This window comes from Frondihabitans sp. PAMC 28766 (assembly GCF_001577365.1).
Taxonomy (GTDB): domain Bacteria; phylum Actinomycetota; class Actinomycetes; order Actinomycetales; family Microbacteriaceae; genus Frondihabitans.
This window is the reverse complement of sequence record NZ_CP014513.1, coordinates 2938084-2957265: the sequence shown is the minus strand read 5'-3', so window position 1 is coordinate 2957265 and position 19182 is coordinate 2938084. Positions and strand designations below refer to the sequence as shown.

The window sequence follows — 19182 nt, the reverse complement described above, 5'->3', positions numbered from 1 at the left end:
TCAGCGCGGGCGGCGCCAGCGCGGCAGGCGCGAGAGTGCGCGCTGCTCGGGCAGGCTCCAGCCGAACCGGACGGCGGCCAGCCGGATCACGAAAGTGACCAGAGTTCCGGTCAGCGCGGCGATGTAGGTGGGCACGTCGAAAGCCACCATCGCTACGAGGACGGCCGTGCCGGCCCCGGCCGCGACGGCGTAGAGCGATCCGACGTGCATCATCGCGATGGTCAGGTTCATCAGGAGGTCGCGCAGCACCGACCCGCCGACGGCCGAGATCACCCCGACGAAGACGGCGGGGATGTCGGGCAGCCCCATTGCCAGAGCCGTCGTCGCGCCGATCGCGCCGAAGAGCCCGATCGTCAGGGCGTCGAGCACCGTGATGAGGCCGACCAGGCGGTTGAACACTCGTTGCAGCAGCATGCCGAGCAGCGACGCGAGCACCGCGACCGTGAGGTACCAGTTGGTCTGGAGCGCCCGCGGCAGCTGGCCGAGCAGGACGTCCCGCAGGATGCCACCGCCCAGCCCCGTCGCCGTGCCGATGATCGCAACGCCGAGGAGGTCGACGCGCCGCTCGCGGAACTGGCTGGCGAAGAGCGCCCCCTGCAGGCTGCCGACGGCCACGGCCAGAAGGTTCGCCCAGAGGGGAATGGCGAGGACTGTGGCGGACACCAGAAGAGTCTGCCATGGGAGGGATACTGGGGGAGTGCCGGTGTATCGAGACGAATGCGTGATCCTGCGCACCCACAAGCTGGGTGAGGCGGATCGCATCCTGACGATGCTCAGCCGGTCGCACGGCAAGATCCGGGCCGTGGCGAAGGGTGTTCGGCGCACGGCGTCGAAGTTCGGGGCGCGACTCGAGCCGTTCATGGTCGCCGACCTGCAGCTCTACGAAGGCCGCAGCCTCGACATCGTCACGCAGGCCGAGTCGCTCGGATCGTACGGGGCCGACATCGTCTCCGACTACGCCAGCTACACCGCCGCCAACGTGATGGTCGAGACCGCCGACAAGCTGACCGACGCCGAGGCGGGCCTCCAGCAGTACCTCCTGCTCGTGGGCGCGCTGCGGTCGCTGGCGCGTCGCGAGCACGATCCGCAGCTGATCCTCGACTCGTACCTGCTGAGAGCACTCAGCATCGCGGGCTGGGCTCCGAGCTTCGGCGACTGCGCCGTGACCGGGGTGCCCGGGCCGCACTCCGCCTTCGTGGTGCAGCTGGGCGGGGTCGTGGCCGACGCCGCCGCGCCTCCCGGTGCTCCGCGCCTCGATCCTGCGACCCTGCAGCTTCTGGGCGCCTTGCTCAGCGGCGACTGGGGTCTAGCCGAGGCGACGGGAGAGTCGACGCGCAACCAGGCCAGCGGTGTCGTCGCCGCGTACACCCAGTGGCACCTCGAGCGCGGGCTGAGGTCGCTGCAGCACCTCGACCGCACGGCCGCCACCGCCCTGACCCGAGGCCACGCTGCGCCGCTGCCGATCCACAGCCCCACCTCAGGAGAGCTTCTGTGAGCACTACCCCCCGCACCGACCGCACTTCCGAGCCGGCCGTCGCCGAGCGCCGCCGCCTCTTCGGCCGCCGCATGGTGCCCGAGCAGATGGACTTCAAGCCGCTCGACTGGCGGGGCGAGGCGCCGCCCGAGTACGACGCGGGCACCGTGCCGCAGCACGTCGCCGTCGTCATGGATGGCAACGGCCGCTGGGCGAACGCCCGGGGGCTGCCGCGCATCGAGGGGCACAAGGCCGGCGAGGCGGCGCTGCTCGAGGTCGTCGCCGGGGCGATCCAGGTGGGCGTGAAGCACCTCAGCGTCTACGTCTTCTCGACCGAGAACTGGAAGCGCAGCCCCGAAGAGGTGCGCTTTCTGATGGGCTTCAATCGTGAGGTGCTGCACCGTCGGCGCGAGCAGCTCGATGCGTGGGGCGTCAGGATCCGATGGTCGGGGCGTCGGCCGAAGCTCTGGGCGTCCGTCATCAAAGAGCTGCAGGTGGCCGAGGCGGCGACCCAGCACAACACCACGATGACCCTCAACATGTGCGTGAACTACGGCGGGCGCAACGAGCTGACCGACGCGATCCAGTCGATCGCCGGCGAGGTGGCGGCCGGGCGGCTGAAGCCGTCGGGCATCACCGAGAAGGTGATCCAGCGGCACCTGTACCAGCCGCAGCTGCCCGACGTCGACCTCTTCGTGCGCTCGTCGGGCGAGCAGCGCACCTCGAACTTTCAGCTGTGGGAGTCGGCCTACGCCGAGATGGTCTTCTTGGATCAGCTCTGGCCCGACTTCACGCGCGAAGACCTCTGGGGCGCTATCGACCTCTACACGAAGCGGGGCCGGCGCTTCGGCGGCGCCGTCGACAAGCCCGCCTCGGCGCAGTAGCCCGCCTGCCCTTACCTTTTCGGCTCGTTCTGACGGCCCGGGCGGTAAGGACGTGCCGAAAAGGTAAGGGGGGCGGCAGCCTAGAACGAGACGTTGGCGCCGAGGAAGATCCGCTCGCTCGGCCAGAGGAACTGCAGCGTCAGCGGCCCGTCGGTGTCGCGATAGAACCACGCGTTGGCGAAGACGACAGCCTTGCCCGGCAGGAGGTACCAGGTCGACGCCCCCTTCGGGAATTGCGTCGACAGGTCGGTGCTGTACCCCTTCTGCGTCAGTAGATCCTGCCCGGCGAAGGTGTCCTGCGTCGCGATCTTGTTGCCGTACGACGAGTAGTCGGCGCTGAGGTCGGTGAGGTCGAGCCGCTGGTCGGAGTCGTTGGTCAGCACGTAGGCGGTCACCTCGACGTGGGTGCCCGCGGGGTAGGGGTCGTCGCCGTTCGGGTGCAGGTAGATCGACGGCTTGGTCGTGGTCAGCTGCCCGACCCGATAGATGTAGATGGTGAGATCTTTGTAGTTGACCTGGTTGAGCAGGGTGCCGCCCGGCGCCAACTTCGACGGGTCGACGCTCGACCCCGACGAACCCGAGTTCGGCCCGCCCGTCACCTGGGGCTGAGGCGCCGACGTGGCGGCCCCGCCCGCACCCGACTGCGCACCCGGAGTCGCCCCGGCCACCGGCGTCAGGCTCTTCACCACGGGGAAGCACCCGGTGAGGCCGATCAGGGCCGCGGTGACGACAGCGGCCGCCAGGAGTCTTCTGCGCACGCCACCAGCCTAACCGGCGGCCCCGACGGGTTCGGTCGACGCGGCCGTGGCGACCGGCGCGCCGGGCGGCGTACCGGCAGGGCGAAGCCCGAAGGGCCGAGGATCGAGGGCTGCCAGCACCCGCAGGCACGCCGCCACCGCAGGCACCCGCTCGGCGCCCACGACCGTGGCCGCATGGACGATGCGGTCCTGCGACCCCGGCATGGCCCGCACGTCGACGCCGACGGGCAGCGCGGCCGAAACCAGCGACAGGGCCGGCAGCAGCGCCACCCCGAGCCCGGCCGCCACGAGCCCGGTCACGGCCAGGGCGTTGTCGGTCTCGAGCACGATGTCCGGTTCGAAGCCTGCCGCGCGGCACGACGCGAGCAGATGTCCGCGGCAGCGCGGGCACCCGCCGATGAAGCGCTGGTCGCGGAGGTCTGCCAGCTCGCCTGACGTGCCCGTCGGCGCAACGAGCAGCATCGTGTCGCGGAAGAGAGCGCGCTCGACGACGCCGTCGTCGTCGACCCGGCCGCTGCTGCGCGCGTCACCCGGGTAGGTGAACGTCAGCGCGAGATCGACCGCCCCCTCGCGGAGCAACTGCATAGCCTCCGGCGGCTCCGCCTCGACATAGGAGACGACGAGGTTCGGGTGCGTGATGCGAAGCGACGACAGGATCGCGGGCACCAGGGTCGACGAGGCGCTGGGGAACCCCGCAAGGCGCACCGTGCCGCCGGAGCCGCCGAGCAGGTCGTCGAGATCCTGCTCGGCCGCGTCGAGAGCCGCCTGCACGTGCACGGCGTGCCGCGCCAGCCGCCGACCCGCCTCAGTCAGCGTCACACCACGGCCCGACCGCAGCACGAGCGGTTGCCCGAGCAGCCGCTCAGCGCGCCGCAGCCGCTGCGTGACGGCGGGCTGGCTGTAGCCGAGGAGACCCGCCGCCCCCGTGATAGTGCCCGCGTCGGCGACGGCGCGGATGCAGCGGAGATCGAGGAGGTCGAGCGGCGTGGTCATCGCGCAATCATAAGCACCGGTTATCGAACGTATGCCGAAGGTGTTCTGGTGTAATGGCATCCTGCGCCCGACTCTTGAGGGGTGATGACTCTCGACACCGCCCGCGACCACTTTGCCCGGGGCACCGGCTATCTCGCGGCGTGCACCGGCGGGCTGCCGTGCCGCGGCACGGTCGACGCTCTGCGCAAAGACCTCGACTCATGGGCCAGCGGCAGGGTCGACCCGGCGGCCTACGCTGAGATCGTCGAGGAGACACGTCACGACTTCGCTCGCGTCGTCGGAGTGCCGGCGTCGTGGGTGGCGATCGGGTCGCAGACGTCGGCGCAGATCGCCGTCATCGCGGCCTCCGTGCCGGACGGAGCCGAGGTGCTCTGCATCGAGGGCGACTTCAGCTCGGTCATGATGCCCTTCGCGGCGCAGGCCTACCGGGGTGTGCGCCTTCGAGCAGTACCGCCGTCGTCGCTGGCGTCGAGCATCACGGCCGACACCTGGCTCGTGGCCTACTCGCTCGTGCAGTCGGCGACCGGGGCTGTCGCCGACGACGCCGCCGTCGTGGCCGAAGCCGGCCGCGTCGGGGCCCGCACGCTCGTCGACCTGACGCAGGCCGCGGGCGTCCTGCCGGTCGACGCCTCCCGCTATGACGCCACCGTCACGCACGCGTACAAGTGGCTGTGCTCGCCCCGCGGCGTCGCGTTCGCGACGTTCTCGCCGGCGTTCGCCGCCGAGGTGCGGCCGATCCAGGCGGGCTGGTACGCAGGATCCGACGTGTGGGCCTCCTGCTACGGCACGGAGTTCGCGCTGGCCGACGACGCCCGGCGATTCGACGTGTCGCCCGCCTGGCAGGCCTTCGCCGGTGCACGCCCGGCCCTCGCTCTGTTCGCCTCCGTCTCTCTGGCCGACGTCTGGAGGCACGCCGCCGGGCTCGGCGATCGGCTCTGCGACGCGCTGGAGGTGCCGCGGCAGGGCCAGGCGATCGTGACCTGGGAGGACCCCTCCGGCGCCGACGCGCGTCGGCTGACCTCCGCTGGCCTCACCGTGTCGGGCCGCGCCGGGCGAGTGCGCGTCGCCTTCCACCTCTGGAACGACGACACCGACGTCGACCGGTGCGCGGCGGCGCTCGGTCGGACCTCCCAGTAGAGTTTGTACCCAACCCCGCGCATCCAGCACGGGTCGATCGTCTCCTGGGAGCAACACACGTGGCAGCACCGAACCGTCTCGATTCCGTCATCGCCCTGGCCAAGCGCCGCGGCTTCGTCTTCCAGGCGGGCGAGATCTACGGAGGGTCGCGCTCGGCGTGGGACTACGGCCCCCTCGGCACCGCGCTGAAAGAGAACATCAAGCAGCAGTGGTGGAAGTTCATGGTGCAGGGCCGCGACGACATCGTGGGTCTCGACTCGTCGGTGATCCTGCCCCGCCAGGTGTGGGAGGCCTCCGGCCACGTCGAGGTGTTCTCCGATCCCCTCGTCGAATCGCTGCACACGCACAAGCGCTTCCGTGCCGACCACCTGCTCGAGGCGTACGAGGCCAAGCACGGCCACCCGCCCGTCAACGGCCTCGCCGACATCAACGACCCCGACACCGGCCAGCCAGGCGCCTGGACGGAGCCGCAGAACTTCTCGGGCCTCTTGAAGACCTTCCTCGGCCCGGTGGACAACGAGCAGGGCATGGCGTACCTCCGCCCCGAGACCGCCCAGGGCATCTTCACCAACTTCGCCAACGTGATGAACGCCGCGCGGATGAAGCCGCCGTTCGGCATCGCGCAGGTCGGCAAGTCGTTCCGGAACGAGATCACGCCCGGCAACTTCATCTTCAGAACCCGCGAGTTCGAGCAGATGGAGATGGAGTTCTTCGTCGAGCCCGGCACCGACGAAGACTGGTTCGACTACTGGATCGCCGCGTGCGAGGAGTGGTACCTCTCGCTGGGCATCGACCCCGAGAACATCCGCCGCTACGAGCACCCGACCGAGAAGCTCTCGCACTACTCGAAGCGCACCGTCGACCTCGAGTACAGGTTCCGATTCACCGGCTCGGAGTGGGGCGAGCTCATGGGCGTCGCCAACCGCACCGACTTCGACCTCTCGACCCACTCGAAGGCGTCCGGTGTCGACCTGTCGTACTTCGACCAGACCAAGAACGAGCGCTGGACGCCCTTCGTCATCGAGCCGGCTTTCGGCCTCACCCGCGCCCTGATGGCCTTCCTGGTCGACGCCTACCACGAGGACGAGGCGCCCAACGCGAAGGGCGGCGTCGACAAGCGCACCGTGCTTCGCCTCGACCGCAGGCTCGCCCCGATCAAGGTCGCCGTGCTGCCGCTGTCGCGCAACGAGAACCTCTCTCCCCTCGCGCGCGGCGTTGCCGCGTCGCTGCGGAAGCTCTGGAACATCGACTTCGACGACGCCGGCGCCATCGGCCGGCGCTACCGCCGCCAGGACGAGATCGGCACGCCGTTCTGCGTCACAGTCGACTTCGACTCGCTCGACGACAACGCCGTGACCGTGCGCGAGCGCGACTCGATGGAGCAGGAGCGCGTGCCGCTCGACGAGCTCGAGGCGTACCTCGGGGCGCGGCTCGTCGGGGCCTAGCCTCCGCGGGAATTCAGGTCTGGCGCCCGTTTCGGCGCCAGACCGAGTTCTCATCGGGCGCTCAACCTGAATTCCCGACCCGGTCTCACAGGGCCGCGTGAAACTTCTCCACAGATGCGCGGCAGGCGCCCCAGATGGCGCCCACAAATGTCACATTATGGGCATGGATCTAGTGCAGACCTTGACGGACTTGGGCGGCTTGGCACATCGCGGCTCGATCGCTGCGTCGGACCGCGAACTGACAGCCGGGGTGCGATCGGGCGAGATACGACGCGTGCGTCGGGGCTGGTACACAATCCTGCCGCCATCCGATCCTCGCGCGAGATGCAGGGAGATCGGCGGACGCCTGACCGGTGCCCTCGCCCTGCGCCTTCAGGGTGCCTGGATGTGGCGAGACCCACCCCTGGAGGTCAGTGTCAGCCGCAATGCTGCACGCCTCGGTCGGCATCCGCCCTCCGTCACCGTCCACTACGACCTGCCTGAGGTCCATGCGCGAGGCGAGATCGCCGTGGTCGACTGTCGGGACGCTCTCGTCCACGCCATTCGCAGGCTGCCGTTCGAGGAGGCCGTATCGACCCTCGACTGGGCCCTCCACACGGAGCGCATCGATGACGGTGACCTCGCGTGGCTTCGAGGACGCCTGCCGCGTCATCTGGCGCGGATCACGGAGTGGTGCGACCGACACTGCGAGAGCTTCATCGAGAGCGTCGTGCGAACGCGACTTCGTCTCGCCCGGCTCGAAATCACTTCGCAGAGGCCGCTGCCAGGTTCACTCCGGATCGACCTCGTCGTGAACGGCGTCGTCGCCATCGAGGTGGACGGGCGCGAGTTCCACGAGAGCTCGTTCGAGCAGGACCGCCGCAAGGACCTCGCCATCACTCTCGACGGTAAGCACGCGCTCCGCCTGACCTACGCCTTGATCCGCGACGAATGGCCCCGGGTTCTCGCGGCCATCGAGGCGGCGCTGGAGTTTCGCCGAATGGCGACGCGCCTGCCCTCGGCTGCCAGGTTCTCCCGACCGCACAGTCACGGCAGGCACGGCCCGTGGGCGCTGGAACCGCCAGAGCGGTGAGGTGCGCGGGAGGCCGCTGCGGCGCCCACGGGGAATGCAGGCGGCCGATGCCAGGTTGCCTCCATCGTGAGCGACACCAAGAGCAACAGCAGCCAGAGCCCCATCAAAGTCGACGTCTGGTCGGACATCGCGTGCCCGTGGTGCTTCATCGGCAAGCGCAAGTTCGAGATGGCAGCCGGCCAGTTCGCGGGCGACGTCGAGGTCGAATACCACTCGTTCGAGCTCTCGCCCGACACTCCGGTCGACTTCGAGGGCAACGAGGCGGAGTTCCTCGCCCGCCACAAGGGCCTCCCCGTTGATCGGGCGCAGGCCATGCTCGACAACCTCGCCGGCATCGCGGGCAGCGTCGGGCTCGACTACGACTTCGACGCCATGCACCACACCAACACGGTGAAGGCCCATCAGCTCATCCACTACGCCAAGTCGAAGGGCGCGCAGCTCGACATGAAGGAGCGCCTCCTGAGCGCGTACTTCGAGAAGGGTCGCCACCTCGGGCAGACCGAGGTGCTCGCCGACATCGCCGAGGAGGCCGGGTTCGACCGCGCCGACGTCGTGCGGTCGCTCGAGAGCGACGAGTTCCTGGCGGACGTGCGCGCCGACCAGGCGCAGGCACAGGCCTACGGCATCAACGGGGTGCCGTTCTTCGTGTTCGAGAGCAAGTACGGGGTGTCGGGGGCGCAGGATCCCGCGGCCTTCCTCGAGGTCCTCCAGACGGTCGCCGCCGAGGCGGTAGCGGCCGACGGAGCAGGCGAGAACGCCGAGGTCGTTCGATGACCACCGAGCCCACCGGCACGCCGCAGGCGCCGGTCTTCACCATGCTGGGCGCGGCCGATGCCGTCGTCTGCGAGGGCGACTCATGCGTGGTGCCCGGCGCCGGCGCCGGCGGCGACGCCGAGATCGACATCGAGCCGTCGCCCGACGAGGCTGCGGCTGCGTCGGCTCGAGCCGTCACCGCCGCTCTCGACGAGGGCGCCTCTCTCTAGATCCCGTAGGCGAGATCAGCCCCGCGGCACCGTTTCGTCGGTGATGTCCGCGACGGTCGCGTGGTAGGCCCCGATCAACGCGTCCGCGTCGACGAAAGCGCTGCTGCCGTGCGAACCGGCGCCGAGGGCGATCCTGGTGCCCGTGACACGCTCGTCGGCGAAGACGGGCCACGCGGTCGAGCTGCCGACCGGCGTGATCGTGCCGCGCTCGAACCCCGTCGCCTCGAGGGCGATGTCGGGCGACGGCATGGACAGCTTGTTGACACCGACGACGGCCCGAAGCTTCGACCACGAGATCTGGCGCCCTCCGGGCACGAGGGCGAAGAGGAAGGTGCCGTCGTGCTTCTTGACGACCAGGCTCTTGACGATCGTCGAGGGCTCGATGCCCAGCAACTCGGCCGCCCGCTCGAGGCTCTCGGCCTCGGGGCGGTGCGCGATCTCGATCCTGAGCCCTCGGGCCTCGGCGTCGGCGAGGACTCTGTCTGTTCCGGTGCTGGTCACGAGCCCGACAACGATGGGGGGCCCTCGCGCATTCCCTCCACATCGATGAGGCAGGTCGCCGAGTTGTCCACAGGATCACGAGACGGGCTGGCCACGACCCACCGAGATGGGATAATCGACACCGATGACGATCACCCTTCCTCAGCGCTCCCAGCGCCCAGACACCTTGGCGATCGGCCGGCTCACGGTCGACTCGCCCGTCGTGCTCGCGCCCATGGCCGGCATCACGAACACCGCGTTCCGTCGGCTCTGCCGCGAGTACGGCGCAGGCCTCTACGTCAGCGAGATGATCACCAGTCGCGCGCTCGTCGAGCGCACGCCCGAGTCGATGCGGCTCATCACGCACCACGAGAGCGAGACGACTCGAAGCATCCAGCTGTACGGCGTCGAGCCCAACACGGTGGCCGAGGCCGTCACGATGCTCGTGGCCGAAGACCGCGCCGACCACATCGACCTCAACTTCGGTTGTCCGGTGCCTAAGGTCACTCGCAAGGGCGGCGGCGCGGCCCTCCCCTGGAAGCTCGGTCTCTTCCGCGAGATCGTCGAGCGCGCCGTCAAGGCCGCCGGCGACATCCCGCTGACCGTCAAGATGCGCAAGGGCATCGACTCCGACCACCTCACCTACCTCGAGGCGGGCAAGGCGGCCGAGGGCGCTGGCGTCGCCTCGATCGCGCTGCACGCCCGCACGGCGTCCGAGTTCTACTCCGGCCACGCCGACTGGTCGGCCATCAGGAAGCTCAAAGAGACCATCACCGGCACGCCGGTGCTCGGCAACGGCGACATCTGGTCGGCGGCCGATGCCCTCCGCATGGTCGACCAGACCGGCTGCGACGGCGTCGTCGTCGGTCGCGGCTGCCTCGGGCGCCCGTGGCTGTTCGGCGACCTCGCGGCCGCCTTCCGCGGCGAAGAGGCGAAGGCCGAGCCGACACTGGGCGAGGTCGCCAGGGCGTTCCGTCGCCACGCCGAGTTGCTCGTCGAGTTCTTCGGCGACGAGGATCGCGGGTGCCGCGACATCCGCAAGCACGTCGCGTGGTACTTCAAGGGCTACCCCGTCGGCGGCGACCTGCGTGCCGCGATGGCCACGGTGCCGACCCTCGCCGCCCTCGACGACCTTTTGGGCCAGCTCGACGGCGACCAGCCCTACCCGGGCGAAGGTGCCGAGGGCCCGCGCGGCCGCGCCGGAACCCCGAAGAAGCCCGCCCTGCCCGATCGCTGGCTCGAGAGCCGCGAGCTCGACGACGCCTTCCGCGGCGAGCTCGCCGCGGCCGAGCTGCACCACAGCGGCGGCTGAGGCCCGCCGGATGACGACCTACGACACCTCCGGCTCACCGAGCCCGAGCCCGGCGACGGCGGCTGCGATCAGCGGCTCCGGCTCGCACATGATCTCCGCTGCCACGCAAGCGCTCGGCTACGTCGAGCGCGACACCGAGCGCTGGCTGCCCGAGCAGCACTCGAGCCGCCGCAGCGACTTCGCGCGCGATCGCGCGCGCCTGCTGCACTCCAGTGCGCTCCGCCGACTGGCCGCCAAGACGCAGGTGCTCAGCCCGACGGCCGGCCTCGACTTCGCCCGCAACCGGCTGACGCATTCGCTCGAGGTGGCGCAGGTCGGGCGCGAGCTGGCGACGAGCCTCGGGCTCGACCCCGACGTCGTCGACACGGCGTGCCTCGCGCACGACCTCGGCCACCCGCCGTTCGGCCACAACGGCGAAAAGGCCCTCAACGACTGGGCCGCCGACTTCGGCGGCTTCGAGGGCAACGCTCAGACCCTGCGCCTCCTCACCCGCATCGAGCCGAAGGTGATCGGCCCGGGCGACAGCGAGGGCCCACCGTTCCGCAGCTACGGTTTGAACCTCACCCGCGCCAGCCTCGACGCCAGCTGCAAGTACCCCTGGCCGACAGCGCAAGGCGTCGCCGACCCGTCGGGCCGGGTGAAGTTCGGCTTCTACGACGACGACACCCCCGCCTTCGAATGGCTGCGCCTCGGTGCGCCTCGCCGACAGCGCTGCATCGAAGCCCAGGTGATGGATCTGAGCGACGACATCGCCTACTCGGTGCACGACTTCGAAGACGCCGTCGTCAACGGCTACATCCAGGTCGCCTCGCTTAATGCGCCCGGCGGCCACGAGGGTCTCATCGACTCGATGCACGCCTGGGTCGGCGGCGAGCTGAGCCGCGACGAGCTCGTCGAGGCCTTCAACCGGCTGCGCTCGCTCGACGTCTGGCTCGACTCCTACGACGGCGGCCGCCTCGACCAGGCCCGCCTGAAAAACCTGACCAGTCAGCTGATCGGCCGGTTCGCCGGCTCGGCCGACGAGGCCACTCACGAGCACTACCCGCAGAAGAGCCTCATCCGCTTCTCGGCCAGTGTCGTGATCCCGGCCGACATCATCGGCGAGATCGCGGCTCTCAAAGGCATCGTCGCGGCGTTCGTGATGACCCAGGGCACCCGCCAGCCGATCTACGTCCAGCAGCGCGAGGTGCTCACCGCCCTTGCCGACGCTCTGTGGGAGGGCGGCCCGACCAGCCTCGATCCTGGCTTCGCCCTCGACTGGAGCGAAGCCGGCGACGACGACGCCCGTCGCCGCGTGATCGTCGACCAGGTCGCGTCGCTCACCGACCAGAGCGCGATGGCCTGGCACGACCGCCTGGTACACGCGTGAGCGTGTCGGTGGCCGGCCCTAGGGTGTGCTCATGCCCGGCTTGATCCAGCGAAACGACATCGACGAGGTGCGGTCGCGGGTCAACATCGCCGATGTGGTGGGCGACTACGTCACGCTCAAGGGTGCCGGCATCGGCTCGATGAAGGGCCTGTGCCCCTTCCACGACGAGCGCAGCCCGAGCTTTCACGTGCGACCGCAGGTCGGCCGCTACCACTGCTTCGGCTGCGGCGAAGACGGCGACGTCTTCAGCTTCATCCAGAAGACCGACCACACGACGTTCCAAGAGGCCGTCGAGCGGATGGCCGCGCGCATCAACTTCACGCTGCACTACGAAGACGGCGGGCAGGCCAGCGACCACGGCAACCGCGCACGGTTGCTGGCGGCCAACGAGGCGGCGCGCGAGTTCTTCGTCGAGCACCTCACGGCGGCCGACGCCGACCCCGGTCGTCGCTTCCTGGGCGAACGCGGATTCGACCCCGCTGCGGCGGCGCACTTCGGCGTCGGCTTCGCGCCGAAGTCGTTCGACGCCCTCCGGTCTCATCTGAAGGGCCGCGGCTTCACCGAGGAGGAACTCGTCACCGCCGGCCTCCTCAGCCACGGCGACCGCAACGCGTACGACCGATTCCGCGGGCGGCTGATCTGGCCCATTCGCGACGTCACCGGTGCGACGATCGGCTTCGGTGCTCGCAAGCTGCTCGAAGACGACAACGGGCCGAAATACCTCAACACGCCCGAGACGCCGATCTATCACAAGTCGCAGGTGCTCTACGGGCTCGACCTCGCCCGGCGAGCCATCTCCAAAGACAAGCGCGTCGTGATCGTCGAGGGCTACACCGACGTGATGGCCTGTCACCTCGCGGGGGTCACGACAGCCGTCGCCACCTGCGGAACGAGCTTCGGCGTCGACCACATCAAAGTGCTACGGCCGATGCTCGGCGACAGCCGCGGCTCCGACGTGAGCGCGGCCGGCGAGGTCGTCTTCACCTTCGACCCCGACGAGGCCGGCCAGCGAGCAGCGAGCCGAGCGTTCGCCGAAGAGCAGCGGTTCGCCGCGCAGACCTTCGTCGCGGTCGCGCCCGACGGCCTCGACCCGTGCGACCTCCGACTGAACCGCGGCGACGACGCCGTGCGGCGTCTCGTCGAGGGCAAGCGGCCGATGTTCGAGTTCATGATCAAGCGGGTGCTCGCCGGGCACGACCTCGAGACCGTCGAGGGCCGCGTGGCCGCGCTTCGCGCGTCGGCTCCTGTCGTCGCCGGCATCCGCGACGTGTCGATGACACAGGGCTACGTGCGGTCGCTCGCCGGCTGGCTGGGGCTCGACCCGCCCGAGGTCCAGACCGCGGTCGACTCCGCGCGGCGTGCGGCTGCGCACGCCCCGAAGGCGGTCGAGCGGCTCGCGCCGTCGAGCGGCCCGAACCGTCAGTCGATCACCAGCCTGCCCGAGGTGGTGGTGGTCGACGAGCGGGCGAGCATCCTGCGCCTGCCCGACGACCCCTCGACGAGACTCGAACGAGACGCTCTGATGGCGATCCTGCAGCACCCGCAGAGCGCGCCCCGCGAGCTGACGGTGCAGGCGGCGTTCGCGCAGATGTCGGACGGCTCGCTTTCGACGGTGCGCGACGCGATCGCCGCCACGCTCGACTCCCTCGACGTGCAGGATTTCGTCAGCGCCGTGCTCGAGCAGACCCCTGCCCCGTTCGCGCCGCTGGTGAAAGAGCTGGCCGTCGGGCCGCTGCCCGAGCGCGAGGGCAGCGACATGGTGCTCTACTGCACCGGGGTGCTCTCGTCGCTGGTCGAGCGCGATTTGCTGCACCAGAAGGCCGAGCTGCTCGGCCGCATGCACCGCACCGACGCCAAGGACGACCCCGAGGCGCGGCGCGAGCTGGAGCTGAAGCTGGTGCAGGTGGAGTCGGCGCGTCGGCTCCTCCGCAATGAGTAGGCGCGGCCTAGGCTTGAAATGGTCGGCCCGACGAATGGGCGACTCGACGAGAGAGAGCTCCACCGCGTGACCGCCCCCACCGACCAACCCGACGCCCCGGTGATCACCGCCGACGACCTCTCGCTGGTGTACCCGGCGCGAGGCGGCCGACCCGAGGTGCGCGCGGTCGACGGTGTGACGTTCACTCTCGAGCCCGGCGAGATCCTCGCGGTCCTCGGCGAGAGCGGCTCGGGCAAGTCGACGCTCGCGTTAGGCCTCGCCGGCCTCGCCTACGGCTCGCGACCGCCCGAAGGCCGCCCCCTCGTCGCCGGCGGCGAGCTGACCGTGCTCGGCCAGCGCATCAAGACCATGTCCAAGCGCCGCCGCGACCGACTCACCGGGGCCGTCGGCTACCTGTCGCAGAACGACGGCGACGTGCTCAACCCCGACCTCACCGTCGGCGAGGCCGTCGCCGAGCCGCTCTACGAGCGCGACCGACGCTTCGATCGCAAAGAGGCCGGTCGCCTCGTCGCCAACCTCGTCGACTCGGTGCACCTGCCGCTCAGCACGATGCTCAAGCAGACGTGGGAGCTCAGCGCCGGCCAGCGCCAGCGCATCGCTCTGGCACGCAGCCTCGTGCTCGAGCCGCAGCTGCTCATCGCCGACGAGCCGGCCCGGGGGGTCGACGTGCTCGTGCGGCGATCGGTTCTCGAGCTGCTGCGCACCCTGCACGGCAACCGGCAGTTCTCGGCGGTCGTCGTGACCTCGTCGGTGACCGAGGCCCGCGCCGTCGCCGACCGCATGGCAGTGCTGCGCGAAGGGCGTGTCGTCGGCTACGGCGACATCGACGACGTCCTCGACGATGCCGTCGACCCGTACGTGAAGGCCCTGTCGCAGGCGTCGCCGCTCGACATCGTGCCCGACTCCGACCGCACCCCGAAAAAGCACAAGCCCTAGGAGCACCACCGTGTCGAACACCCCCACCGCACCGAGCGACTCGCCGCGGGGCCACCGCGCCGTCCTCACCGAGTCGGCCGCCCTCGATCCTGCGCACCGCCCCACCCCGGGCCCGATCGCGATCGGCCCCGAGTCGGCCGACCACATCGAGAAGGCGATCCAGGATGCTGGGGGCATGCTCGGCCCCGTCGACGACTCGACCCGCGGGCTCATGTGGCTCAGCCACAAGGCCATCGACGAGCTCGACCACGTGCTCACCGACCACCCGAACATCGAGTGGGTGCAGCTGCCGATGGCCGGCGTGGACATGTTCGCCTCGGTCATGAAGAAGTACGCCGACCGGCCGAAGCCCCTGTGGACGAGTGCCAAGGGCGCGTACTCCGAGCCCGTCGCCGAGCACGCCGTGGCACTGACGCTCGCGCTCTTGCGCGTCTTCCCCGAGCGCGTGCGAGCCGAGGGCTGGTCGAGCGTGCCGAAGGGCATCTCGCTCTACGGGCTGAACGTCGTGATCATCGGCGCCGGCGGTATCGCGCTCGAGATCATGCGCCTGCTCGAGCCGTTCGCCCCGTCGATCACGATCGTGCGGCGCAGCACCACCCCGGTGCCCGGTGCGGCGAAGACCGTGGCGACCGCCTCACTCGGCGACGTGCTGCCCGACGCCGACGTCGTGATCGTCGCTGCGGCCATGACCGCGGACACGTCGAAGCTGTTCGGCGAGGCCGAGTTCGACGCGATGAAAGAGACGGCCGTGCTGGTCAACATCGCCCGCGGCGGCCTCGTCGACACCGACGCCCTGGTCGCGGCGCTCGACGCCGAGAAGATCTGGGGCGCCGGCCTCGATGTGACCGACCCCGAACCGCTGCCCGACGGCCACCCGCTGTGGACGAACGCCCGCGCGCTGATCACGCCGCACCAGGCCGACACGCCCGACATGGTGGCGCCGCTGCTCGCCGAGCGCATCCGCCACAACGTGCGGGCGCTCGGCGGCGACGGCGACTTCATCGGGGTGGTCGACCCCGCCCAGGGCTACTAGGCGACGGGGCCGGGGCCCTGCTGCGAGGCGCGCAGCACTTCGAGCCGGGCGCGATACTCGACCTCGTCGATGTCGCCTCGCGCGAAGCGGTCGGAGAGCACCTGCTCGGCCGATCCGGTCCCAACGGCAGCACCCCATCCGCCGTGGCCCCAGGGGCCGAAGCCGGCCCCGGGGCCGAAGCCGTGCGGCCCGAACTGCGCCCGAGACGCGGCAGCGCGCCTGAACCTCCGCCCGAACACGAGCCCGACGACGACGATCACCGCCAGCCAGAACACGGGGATGAAGACCAGCGGCCACGGAAAACCGACGTGCCCGAAGCCCGGCCCGTAGCCTCCTCCGTCCCCCCAGGGCCCGATAGCGTGCTGCACGAGAGGCAGTGAGGCGAGTGCGGCGGTCATGATGCTGTCCATTCGGTCGGGGCTCGCTGTCTGCGAGCCATGACTAGAGCCTCGCCGTCACGGGCCGCGAGCGAATCCGCTGCCGAGAGCGACCTGCGTACTCCCGGGGGAGCAGGCGCGGCGCTGCGAGCAGTGCCCCGGTGCCAGTGGAATGAGCGCCGGTGGACTTCAGTCAGTACCACCCCGGCTGCACGAGCCCCGTCTCGTAGGCGACGACGACGAGGTGCACGCGGTCTCGGGCCCCGAGCTTCGACATGATGCGCGAGACGTGCGTCTTCGCCGTCAGCGGGCTCAAGAAGAGCCGCTCGCCGATCTCGGTGTTCGTGAGGCCGGCGCCGACCAGCGTCAGCACGTCGCGCTCGCGCTCGGTGAGCGGGTCGAGCACGCTGAGGTCGGCGGGCGCCTTCAGCCCGCTCGCGACTCGCACGAGCAGCCGCTTCGTGACACCGGGGGAGAGCAGCGCCTCCCCGCCCGCGGCGACGCGAACCGAGCGGATCAGCTCGACCGGCTCGGTGTCCTTGACGAGGAATCCGCTGGCTCCGGCCCGGATTGCCTGCGCGACGTAGTCGTCGAGCTCGAACGTCGTCACGATCACCACGTGCGTGCCGGCCAGAGCCGGGTCGCCGACGATCTCTCCGGTGGCCCAGAGCCCGTCGCCGTCGGGCATGCGGATGTCCATCAGGATCACGTCGGGTCGCTCGACCCGCGCCACCCGCACGGCCTCGGCGCCGGTCGAGGCCTCGCCGACCACCTCGATGTCGGGCTCCGAGTCGAGCAGGGCGTGGAAGCCGGCGCGGATCAGCTGTTGGTCGTCGGCGACGACCACCCGGATCATCGCCGCACCTCGTCACCCGACGGGGCGCGGCGGGGCGCAGGATGCGACGGAAGCTCGGCCTCGACGACGAAGCCGCCGCCTGCCCGAAGCGACGTGGCGAGCGTGCCGCCGAGCAGCTCGGCACGCTCGCGCATGCCCGTGATGCCGCGCCCGGGCTGCACCGTGGCGTCCTGCGCCCGCCCGTCGTCGACGATCACCAGCCGGCAGCCCGCGCCGTCGACCGTGATGCTGACCGTGGCGGTGGAGGCCGTCGCGTGCCGTCTGACGTTGGTGAGGGCCTCCTGCACGATGCGGTAGACCGCGAGCTGGACGGGGCGCGACGGGTCGACGTCGATGCGGGTATCGAGCGTCACGTCGAGGCCGGATGCCGTGTACGTGCCGACGAGATCCGGCAGCCGCGAGAGGTCGGGGGCGGGGGAGCGGGCCGCCTCGTCGCCGGGCACGGCGCCTTCCTGGCGGAGGAAGCCGAGGACGCCGCGCACCTCTTCGAGGGCTTGGCCGCTCGTGAGCCGGATCGCCTCGAGGCTGTGACGAGCCTGCTCGGGCTGCGCGTCGAAGAGATGCAGCCCGACTCCCGCCTGCACGCTGATCTGCGACAGCGAATGCGCGAGCACATCGTGCAGCTCGCGCGCGATGCGTAGCCGCTCGGCCTCGGCCTCGGAGCGCCGCCTGGCGGCGATGCTGCGAGAGACCTCGCGAAAGCGCTCGCGCCGGTTGCGGAAGACCTCGCCGAACCCGACGAAGAAGCACAGCACCAGGGCGACGGCCAGTGGGCGGATGCTCGCGAGCTGCGTCTGCGTGGCGGCGTAGGCGACGGTCGGCACCACCAGCGCCACGCCGGCGAGCGTCGACCAGACCCAGATGCGAGCCGCGTGCAGGATGCCACTCACCACCGCGATCGCCAACGGAACGGCTGCAAGGGGAGGCCCGGCCCCGAATGCGATGGCCGACGCCGAAAGCAGACCCGCCGCCACGACAGTCGGGCCGGGGTACCGGCGGCGTGCGAGCAGCGCGAACGACGAGCCGATTCCGAGCAGCACCGCAATCGCGGGCAGTGCGGAGGCACCGAGGGCGACGTGAAAGGTGACGGCGGCCACCGGCACCTGCAGCACGAGCGAGACGATGGTGGGCAACCAGATGCTGCCGCGGGGGCGGCGACGGCCGAACGGGAGATCGTCGTTCTGCCACATCTGCTCAGGGTAGCCCGCGGGCCCATCCGGGCCGTACTCCCGCGGGAGTAACGCTTCGGGCGCAAAGAAGGCCCAGCGGGTGGAGCCGCTGGGCCCGACCGCGGAGCAGCCGAGACAAGCCCCGACCGCGGAGCAGCCCAGACAAGCCCCGGCCGCGGAGCAGCCCAGACAAGCACTGGACCGAGCGGGAGAAAGTATGGCCCCCACGGGTGGAGCCGTGAGGGCCAAGCTCCCCGACTTGGACTCGAACCAAGAACCTGCCGGTTAACAGCCGGCTGCTCTGCCAATTGAGCTATCGAGGAAGGGTGCCGCTCGAAGCGGCGCACACAACTGTAGCAAAGGTTCGGGCGTGTGAAGTACCACCCGCCCCACGCGCCTCACCCCTCGGGGTGGTCGACCCCCGGCACCCACGACTGGCCGGGAGCGCCCCAGCTGTTCTTCCGAATGGCCTTGGTGGCCGCCTTCGAGAACGGGTGCTCGAGGCGATCGGCGTAGAGGATGCCGTCGAGGTGGTCGTACTCGTGCTGGAAGATGCGGGCGAGCCAGCCGCGGGCCTCGATCTCGAACTGCTCCTGGTTGACGTCGACGGCTCGCAGGATCACGCCCTCGGCACGCCGCAGCGGGAACCTCTCGCCGGGGATGGAGAGGCAGCCCTCCGACTCCTCTTCGTCGTCGAGGGGCTCGATCGAGAGCGGAGTCTGCCAGAGCTGCGGGTTGATCGCCTCGCCGCGCCACGAGACCCCGTCGTCGTCGACGTACGAGTAGACGAACAGGCGCAGCGGCAGGCCCACCTGCGGGCCGGCGAGGCCGACACCGGGAGCGGCGTCCATCGTCTCGAGCATGTCGGCGACGAGGGTGCGCAGCGTCTCGTCGAAATCGGTGACGTCGTGCGCGGGCTCGTGGAGCACGGGCTCCCCGGTGATGGTGATGGGTCGGACTGCCAT

Annotated in this window: 20 protein-coding genes and 1 tRNA gene; 12 read left to right on the top strand and 9 right to left on the bottom strand. The window is 70.3% G+C overall.

The window, feature by feature from the left end; genetic code table 11:
• Positions 1–663 carry a trimeric intracellular cation channel family protein gene (locus AX769_RS14140; protein WP_066280535.1) on the bottom strand — a complete coding sequence of 221 codons (663 nt, stop codon included), beginning with the start codon at positions 661–663 and terminating at the stop codon, positions 1–3.
• A gap of 34 nt (positions 664–697) precedes the next feature.
• Here AX769_RS14140 and recO point away from each other — a divergent pair, with 34 nt between their 5' ends.
• On the top strand, positions 698–1495 hold the full coding sequence (recO, locus tag AX769_RS14135; RefSeq protein WP_082763826.1) for a DNA repair protein RecO: 798 nt from the start codon (positions 698–700) through the stop codon (positions 1493–1495).
• 71 nt (positions 1496–1566) lie between these two features.
• A complete protein-coding gene (locus tag AX769_RS14130) occupies positions 1567–2358 on the top strand; it encodes an isoprenyl transferase (RefSeq protein WP_066283724.1) in 792 nt (263 codons plus the stop codon).
• A gap of 80 nt (positions 2359–2438) precedes the next feature.
• Here AX769_RS14130 and AX769_RS14125 read toward each other — a convergent pair whose 3' ends face one another.
• Both AX769_RS14125 and AX769_RS14120 read right to left on the bottom strand, forming a co-directional pair.
• A complete protein-coding gene (locus AX769_RS14125) occupies positions 2439–3116 on the bottom strand; it encodes a hypothetical protein (protein ID WP_066280533.1) in 678 nt (225 codons plus the stop codon).
• Positions 3117–3125: 9 nt separating this feature from the next.
• Positions 3126–4109, bottom strand: a complete 984-nt coding sequence (locus AX769_RS14120) for a LysR family transcriptional regulator (RefSeq protein ID WP_082763825.1) — start codon at positions 4107–4109, stop codon at positions 3126–3128.
• 84 nt (positions 4110–4193) lie between these two features.
• Here AX769_RS14120 and AX769_RS14115 point away from each other — a divergent pair, with 84 nt between their 5' ends.
• From AX769_RS14115 to AX769_RS14095, 5 genes are all read left to right on the top strand, one after another.
• The gene (locus AX769_RS14115; RefSeq protein ID WP_066280530.1) at positions 4194–5246 is read left to right on the top strand and encodes an aminotransferase class V-fold PLP-dependent enzyme; all 1053 of its coding nucleotides are present in this window, start codon (positions 4194–4196) and stop codon (positions 5244–5246) included.
• 59 nt (positions 5247–5305) lie between these two features.
• Positions 5306–6691, top strand: a complete 1386-nt coding sequence (locus tag AX769_RS14110; RefSeq protein WP_066280523.1) for a glycine--tRNA ligase — start codon at positions 5306–5308, stop codon at positions 6689–6691.
• 163 nt (positions 6692–6854) lie between these two features.
• A complete protein-coding gene (locus AX769_RS14105; protein ID WP_157887637.1) occupies positions 6855–7763 on the top strand; it encodes a hypothetical protein in 909 nt (302 codons plus the stop codon).
• A gap of 66 nt (positions 7764–7829) precedes the next feature.
• A complete protein-coding gene (locus AX769_RS14100) occupies positions 7830–8537 on the top strand; it encodes a DsbA family protein (protein WP_066280512.1) in 708 nt (235 codons plus the stop codon).
• Complete coding sequence (locus AX769_RS14095; protein WP_066280509.1) at positions 8534–8746, top strand: hypothetical protein; 213 nt, start codon at positions 8534–8536, stop codon at positions 8744–8746. The genes AX769_RS14100 and AX769_RS14095 overlap by 4 nt, the downstream gene beginning before the upstream one ends.
• 15 nt (positions 8747–8761) lie before the next feature.
• On the opposite strand, the gene AX769_RS14090 is transcribed toward AX769_RS14095, so the two are convergent.
• The gene (locus tag AX769_RS14090; RefSeq protein WP_082763824.1) at positions 8762–9247 is read right to left on the bottom strand and encodes an aminoacyl-tRNA deacylase; all 486 of its coding nucleotides are present in this window, start codon (positions 9245–9247) and stop codon (positions 8762–8764) included.
• 124 nt (positions 9248–9371) lie between these two features.
• On the opposite strand from AX769_RS14090, the gene dusB reads away from it, so the two are divergent.
• The 5 genes from dusB (at position 9372) to AX769_RS14065 (ending at position 15815) form a co-directional block, all read left to right on the top strand.
• A complete protein-coding gene (dusB, locus tag AX769_RS14085; protein WP_066280507.1) occupies positions 9372–10538 on the top strand; it encodes a tRNA dihydrouridine synthase DusB in 1167 nt (388 codons plus the stop codon).
• 88 nt (positions 10539–10626) lie between these two features.
• Entirely contained in the window at positions 10627–11907 is a 1281-nt protein-coding gene (locus tag AX769_RS14080) for a deoxyguanosinetriphosphate triphosphohydrolase (RefSeq protein ID WP_066283723.1), read from the top strand.
• A 31-nt stretch (positions 11908–11938) separates the two neighbouring features.
• Positions 11939–13846: a DNA primase gene (gene dnaG / locus AX769_RS14075; RefSeq protein WP_066283719.1), complete on the top strand. Its 1908-nt coding sequence runs from the start codon at positions 11939–11941 to the stop codon at positions 13844–13846.
• 18 nt (positions 13847–13864) lie between these two features.
• Positions 13865–14782 (top strand): ATP-binding cassette domain-containing protein, encoded by a 918-nt coding sequence (locus tag AX769_RS14070; protein ID WP_066280505.1) that lies wholly within the window; start codon positions 13865–13867, stop codon positions 14780–14782.
• 10 nt (positions 14783–14792) lie between these two features.
• Positions 14793–15815: a D-isomer specific 2-hydroxyacid dehydrogenase family protein gene (locus AX769_RS14065; RefSeq protein WP_157887636.1), complete on the top strand. Its 1023-nt coding sequence runs from the start codon at positions 14793–14795 to the stop codon at positions 15813–15815.
• Here the strand turns inward: AX769_RS14065 and AX769_RS14060 are convergent.
• From AX769_RS14060 to def, 5 genes are all read right to left on the bottom strand, one after another.
• Positions 15812–16213 carry an SHOCT domain-containing protein gene (locus AX769_RS14060; RefSeq protein ID WP_239451795.1) on the bottom strand — a complete coding sequence of 134 codons (402 nt, stop codon included), beginning with the start codon at positions 16211–16213 and terminating at the stop codon, positions 15812–15814. The two genes, AX769_RS14065 and AX769_RS14060, sit on opposite strands and share 4 nt — an antisense overlap.
• Before the next feature lie 172 nt (positions 16214–16385).
• The gene (locus tag AX769_RS14055; protein WP_066280500.1) at positions 16386–17048 is read right to left on the bottom strand and encodes a response regulator transcription factor; all 663 of its coding nucleotides are present in this window, start codon (positions 17046–17048) and stop codon (positions 16386–16388) included.
• Positions 17045–18238 carry a sensor histidine kinase gene (locus AX769_RS14050; protein ID WP_066280497.1) on the bottom strand — a complete coding sequence of 398 codons (1194 nt, stop codon included), beginning with the start codon at positions 18236–18238 and terminating at the stop codon, positions 17045–17047. The genes AX769_RS14055 and AX769_RS14050 overlap by 4 nt, the downstream gene beginning before the upstream one ends.
• A gap of 229 nt (positions 18239–18467) precedes the next feature.
• Positions 18468–18540: transfer RNA gene (locus AX769_RS14045), tRNA-Asn, on the bottom strand.
• A 75-nt stretch (positions 18541–18615) separates the two neighbouring features.
• Positions 18616–19182, bottom strand: coding sequence for a peptide deformylase (def, locus tag AX769_RS14040; protein ID WP_066280495.1), 567 nt, complete (start codon positions 19180–19182; stop codon positions 18616–18618).

Bases quoted from the DNA above. Each gene is read 5' to 3' on its own strand.
- AX769_RS14070 (WP_066280505.1), top strand. From the start codon at position 13,865: ATGGTCGGCCCGACGAATGGGCGACTCGACGAGAGAGAGCTCCACCGC.
- AX769_RS14080 (WP_066283723.1), top strand. From the start codon at position 10,627: ATGATCTCCGCTGCCACGCAAGCGCTCGGCTACGTCGAGCGCGACACC.
- AX769_RS14055 (WP_066280500.1), bottom strand. From the start codon at position 17,048: ATGATCCGGGTGGTCGTCGCCGACGACCAACAGCTGATCCGCGCCGGC.
- dnaG (WP_066283719.1), top strand. From the start codon at position 11,939: ATGCCCGGCTTGATCCAGCGAAACGACATCGACGAGGTGCGGTCGCGG.
- AX769_RS14130 (WP_066283724.1), top strand. From the start codon at position 1,567: ATGGTGCCCGAGCAGATGGACTTCAAGCCGCTCGACTGGCGGGGCGAG.
- AX769_RS14105 (WP_157887637.1), top strand. From the start codon at position 6,855: ATGGATCTAGTGCAGACCTTGACGGACTTGGGCGGCTTGGCACATCGC.
- AX769_RS14095 (WP_066280509.1), top strand. From the start codon at position 8,534: ATGACCACCGAGCCCACCGGCACGCCGCAGGCGCCGGTCTTCACCATG.
- AX769_RS14050 (WP_066280497.1), bottom strand. From the start codon at position 18,238: ATGTGGCAGAACGACGATCTCCCGTTCGGCCGTCGCCGCCCCCGCGGC.
- def (WP_066280495.1), bottom strand. From the start codon at position 19,182: ATGGCAGTCCGACCCATCACCATCACCGGGGAGCCCGTGCTCCACGAG.
- AX769_RS14060 (WP_239451795.1), bottom strand. From the start codon at position 16,213: ATGACCGCCGCACTCGCCTCACTGCCTCTCGTGCAGCACGCTATCGGG.
- dusB (WP_066280507.1), top strand. From the start codon at position 9,372: ATGACGATCACCCTTCCTCAGCGCTCCCAGCGCCCAGACACCTTGGCG.
- AX769_RS14115 (WP_066280530.1), top strand. From the start codon at position 4,194: ATGACTCTCGACACCGCCCGCGACCACTTTGCCCGGGGCACCGGCTAT.
- AX769_RS14120 (WP_082763825.1), bottom strand. From the start codon at position 4,109: ATGACCACGCCGCTCGACCTCCTCGATCTCCGCTGCATCCGCGCCGTC.